This window comes from Streptomyces chilikensis, assembly GCF_001642695.1.
In the GTDB taxonomy this organism is placed as follows: Bacteria; Actinomycetota; Actinomycetes; order Streptomycetales; family Streptomycetaceae; genus Streptomyces; species Streptomyces chilikensis.
On record NZ_LWCC02000005.1, the window covers coordinates 2885942 to 2889479 of the forward strand.

The following is a 3538-nucleotide window of genomic DNA, read 5'->3' on the forward strand; positions in this document are numbered from 1 at the left end:
CGGCCGTGCTCGCCATGGTGCTGCCGCTGGCGGCCCGCGCCGCGGTCGCCGCGAGCGGCCTCACCGCGCGCGGCGACGCCCGCGGCACCTGGCGCGCCACCTGGGCCTACACCCTGCTGCTCACCCTCACCACGGCGTTCACGCCGATCGTGTGGCCGCTCGCCCTGGTCGTGGGGATCGCGGTGCTGGTGATCCGCCGCCGGGACCTGGTCCCGTACGCGCTGCGCCTGGTCACCCAGCTGGGCACGCCGCTGCTGGTGCTCGCCCCCTGGTCGTTCTCGCTGCTGCCCACCGGCTTCTTCTCCGAGGCCGGCATGGACTTCGGCGTCGGCGCGGCCTCGCCGCTGGACCTGCTCGGCGCCAGCCCCGGCGGCCCCGGCACGGTCGGCGGGCTGCTGCTGATCGGCGTGGTGCTGGCCGCGCTGGCGGCCCTGGTGCGCGAGGGGCGCCGGACGCCGGTGGTGGCCGCCTGGGCGGTCGCCCTGACCGCCCTGCTCTTCGCCGCCCTGTCCAACGGCTCCGCCTGGGCCGGCCCGGCCACCCTGGTCTACGGCCTGGCGCTGCTGTGCGCCGCCGCCGTCGGCGCGGACGGCGCCCGCTCCCGGGTCGCCGAGCAGAGCTTCGGCTGGCGTCAGCCGGTCGCCGCGCTGATCGCCCTGGCCGCCGCCGTGGGGCCGCTGATCGCGGCCGTCGGCTGGATGGTCGCGGGCGCCGAGGGGCCGCTGGAGCGCCGCGACCCGGTGCAGGTGCCCGCCTTCGTCGCCGAGGAGAGCGGCGACGACGACCAGGCCCGCACCCTGGTCCTGGACAGCACCTCCCCGGCCCACGTCGGCTACACCCTGGTCCGCGGCTCGGGCGCCCGCCTCGGCGACGCCGACGTCGCGGCCGCCCTCGGCGACAGCGCGGTCCTCGACCGGGTGGTCGCCCACCTGGTCGCCGGTTCCGGCGCCGACCAGACCGACGAGCTCGGCGACTTCGCCATCCGCTACGTCCTGGTCCGCCCCGGCGCCCCGCGCGAGATCACCCGCGTGCTCGACGCCACGCCCGGCCTGAGCCGCCTCAGCCAGCAGGACGGCAGCGGCCTGTGGCGGCTGGACCGCGAGATCTCCCGCGCCGTGATCCTGCCGACCGAGGACGCCTCCGCGGGCAAGGCCCAGCCGGTCGCCGCGGGACCGGTGGACATCACCGGCAGGATCCCGGCCGGTCCCGAGGGGCGCGTCCTGCGCCTCGCCGACACCTTCGACGACGGCTGGACGGCCACCGTCGACGGCGCCGAGCTCACCCCCGTGAAGCTCGACGGCTGGGCCCAGGGCTTCCGGCTGCCGCCCGGCGGCGGCGCGCTGGAGGTCACCCACGAGAACTCGCCGGCGTACGTGGTCTGGCTCGTCGCGCAGGGCCTGCTCGCCCTCACGCTGATCGTGCTCGCCCTGCCGGGCGGCCGCCGCGACATCGACGACGACCTGCCCGAGGAGGCCCCCGAGATCACCGCGGAGGACCTCGAGGGCGACAGCCGCCGGGCCCGCCGCCTGCGCGCCCAGGCCGAGGCGGAGGCGGCCGCCCAGGCCGCCGCCCTGCCGCGCCAGCAGTCGGACGAGCCGTTCCCCGGACCGTCCGGCCCGCCCGCCGGAGCGGCCCGGGACGACGACGGCCGCAGCGGCGGCGCCCCGGCGGAGGAGGCCTACGCGGCCGCCGCGCAGGACCGCCCCGGGTACGAGGGGGGCGGCTGGCCCGCCGACGCCTACGACCCGTACGGTTACGCCCCGGCCGGCGACGCCGCCGGGCCGGCGGACTCCGCCGGTTACAGCGGCCCCTACGGCGACTTCGTGGCCGGGGAGGCGTACGACCCCGGCCCCGGCGCCCGGGGCCACCACCCGGGCGGCCAGGACCACGGCCGGGGCGGCCCGTACGGCGAGGGCCACGGCCAGGACCACTACGGCCACGACTACGGCAGTGAGCGTCCCGACGGGAGCCAGCAGTGAACCGCACCATTTCCCTGATCGCCGGCACGGTCGCCCTGGCCGCCGTCACCGGCGTGGCCGTGCTGACCGCCCCCGAACCGCAGAGCGCGGTGACGGCCGGGGCGACGGCGGCAGAACAGCCCGTGGAGCGCACCAAGCTGCTCTGCCCGTCGCCCAGCCGGTCCGACGTCGCGGAGACGGTCTACACCGCCTTCACCCCGGTCACCGAGGACGCCGCCGACGGCGGCGAGGCCGGACTCCTGCCCGCCGCCCCGCCCTCCGGCGGGGACGGCACCGAGGACCCGGCGGAGAAGGACGAGGACGCCGGCGCCGAGGAGACCGAGGACGCCGGGAACACCGGGAACGCCGAGGACGCCGGAGGGTCCGAGGAGTCCGGCGGGGCCGGGGGCGCCGACGGGTCCGACGCCGCGGCCCGTCCCGCCGGGAAGCCGGTGCTCACGCTCGAGAAGCCCGGCGAGCCCGTCTCCCGGGAGCGTTCCGGCGGCGACGAGCCCGCGCTGCTCGGCACCGCCGACGGCCGCTTCGCCCCCGGCTGGACGGTCCAGCAGACCACCACGGTCACCGTCGGCGCCGGCCGCGGCCTGCACGGCACCACCTGCAGCGCCCCGGACACCGACTTCTGGTTCCCGGGCGCCAGCACCGCGGAGTTCCGCACCGACTACGTGCACCTGACCAACCCGGACGACTCGGCGGCCGTCGTCGACATCGAGCTCTTCGGTCCCGAGGGCCAGCTGGAGACCTCGGTCCCCGACGGCGTGACGGTCCCGCCGCTCGGCAGCGAGCGGGTCCTGCTGTCCACCCTCACCGACCAGCCGCTCCCCGACGTCACCGCGCACGTCAGCGTCCGCAGCGGCCGGGTCGGCGCCCGCGTGCAGGCGCTGGACACCGGCAACGGCGGCGACTGGATCGCCCCGGCCGCCGACCCCGCCGGTTCGCTGGTGCTGCCCGGCATCCCGAAGGACGCCACCTCGGTCCGCCTGATCGCCTACGCGCCCGGCGACTCCGACGCCGACCTCGACGTCCGGCTCGCCTCGCCCACCGGTGTCATCACCCCGGCCGGCCTGGAGACCCTGCACGTCAAGGCGGGCATGACCACCTCGACGGACCTCAAGGACGTCACCCGCGGCGAGGCCGGCTCGCTGCTGCTCACGCCGACCGGACGCGAGGTCCCGGTGGTGGCCGGACTCCAGGTGGTGCGCGGCAAGGGCGGCAAGCAGGAGACCGCCTTCATCCCCGCGACCGCCGCCGTCACCACCCGCGCCACCGCGCTCGGCAACACCGCCAAGGGCACCACGCTCTCCCTGGTCGCCCCGACCGAGGACGCCACCGTGAAGGTGACCTCCTCCGCGGGCAGCGGGGGCGGCACCGGCACGTCCAAGACGTACGAGCTGAAGAAGGGCACCACCACCGACATCGAGCTGCCCGTGCCGAACGGCCTCGAGGGCACCTACGCCCTGGTGGTCGAGCCGGTCTCCGGCGGCCCGGTGTACGCCTCCCGGACCCTCTCCGAGAAGCTGGACGGCATCGCCGCGTTCACCGTGCAGACCCTGCCGGACGAC

At 77.2% G+C, this 3538-nt stretch carries 1 protein-coding gene and 1 pseudogene; both read left to right on the plus strand.

The genetic code is table 11. The features are described 5' to 3' along the window. Positions 1–1979 (plus strand): annotated as a pseudogene (locus tag A2U95_RS32650) (family 2 glycosyl transferase); the annotation flags it as partial. Further along, positions 1976–3538, plus strand: a 1563-nt coding sequence (locus A2U95_RS12940; protein ID WP_166022269.1) for a DUF5719 family protein, incomplete at its 3' end; no start/stop codon positions are given. The pseudogene A2U95_RS32650 and the gene A2U95_RS12940, both read left to right, overlap by 4 nt.